Origin of the sequence: Streptomyces durbertensis (genome assembly GCF_014156695.1) — a bacterium.
Lineage (GTDB): Bacteria > Actinomycetota > Actinomycetes > Streptomycetales > Streptomycetaceae > Streptomyces > Streptomyces durbertensis.
In genome coordinates this window covers 1-1,509 of record NZ_WMLF01000732.1, presented here as the reverse complement: position 1 = coordinate 1,509, position 1,509 = coordinate 1, and the positions used below count along the sequence as shown (strand labels likewise).

The following is a 1,509-nucleotide window of genomic DNA, read 5'->3' as shown; positions in this document are numbered from 1 at the left end:
GGCCGCCGCCCCTGACCGGCCGCGCCCCGCCGCACACCGACCTCCCCGCGTGTCCTGCGGGTGGCCACGCTGCGGGGGACTGCTCCCCGCGTGCGCGGGGAGCAGTCCCGGCCCCCTACCTCCCGGTCACGCTCGCGGGGACCATCCCCGCGTGCGCGGGGAGCAGAAGGCGACGCGCGGTATCCGGATGCGGCCGGCGGGACCATCCCCGCGTGCGCGGGGAGCAGAGTCGATGACCTGCGGGTTTGTGGCGGGGGGTGTGGGTTTTCCATGAGTTTCACAGATTCCGGCAAATCCGGTCAAAGGTCACGCAATGGTTAGGTCGGGCGCGCTAGTGACGGGCGGGCCGTAGAGGGCTGCGCGCGTTGCAACCGCATCACGCTACAGGTTCCTCGGTTGGAGTGCTGGGGCTCCGGGCGGAATTCACTCACGTGGATGACTTGTTCGGCTGTGACTGCGAGGTGTCCGGAGTGGGCTGTATTCATCTGACATGACAGGTGAGGGGGGCTCACCGTCCGGGCTCGGTGGCCGGTTGGCCGGTCCGGTGCGGACGGCGTGGGCTAAGCACGATCGCGACAGCGGCGGCTGGATGCCGCTGTGGCGGCACATGGCGGACAGTGCGGCCGTGGCGGGGCTGTTGTGGGACGAGTGGTTGCCGGACAACGTGCGGGAGTTGGTGGCCGGGCCGTTGCCGGAGGGGCTTGCCGACGCGCGGCGGCTGGCCGTGTGGCTGGCGGCCACGCATGACATCGGGAAGGCGACGCCGGCGTTCGCCTGCCAGGTCGACGAACTCGCCGACGCGATGCGGCGGCAGGGCTTGGACATGAAGACCTCCCGGCAGTTCGACTCGGATCGGCGCCTCGCGCCGCACGGTCTCGCGGGGCAGGTGCTGCTCACGGAGTGGCTTGAGGAGCGGCACGGTTGGACGGGTCGGCAGGCCGGCCAGTTCGCGGTGGTCGCCGGCGGGCACCACGGCGTGCCGCCGGACGCCTCCCAGCTCCGGGCCGTGTACGACCGTCCCGAACTGCTCCGCACTCCCGGCGCGAGCCGGGCGCTGTGGCGTCGCGTGCAGGAGGAGTTGCTGGACGCGTGCGCCGAGGAGTACGAGGTGGCGTCGCGCCTCGCCGACTGGCGGGAGCGCGTGAAACTGCCGCAGCCGGTACAGGTGTTGCTCACCGCGCTGGTGATCGTCTCCGACTGGATCGCCAGCAACTCCGACCTCTTCCCGTACCAGCACGACGGGCCGCCCCGCTCGGAGGCCGAGCGGCTGGCCGCCGCTTGGCGTGGGCTTCGGTTGCCGTCGCCGTGGCGGCCGAAGGAGCCGGGGGCACGGGCGGAGGAACTGTTCGCCGCCCGCTTCGAGTTGCCGGCCGGGGCGAAGCCGCGTCCGGTGCAGGAGGCCGCGCTGAGGCTGGCCCGCCGCATGCCGGAGCTGGGGCTGATGGTGATCGAGGCGCCGATGGGGGAGGGGAAGACGGAGGCGGCGCTTGCCGTCGCGGAGGTCTTCGC

The 1,509-nt window shown here is 72.3% G+C and carries 1 protein-coding gene; it reads left to right on the top strand.

The features are described from left to right. Positions 1 to 490: 490 nt before the first annotated feature. Positions 491 to 1,509: CRISPR-associated endonuclease Cas3'' (locus GL263_RS26365; RefSeq protein WP_182858249.1), on the top strand; the 1,019-nt coding region annotated here is incomplete at its 3' end.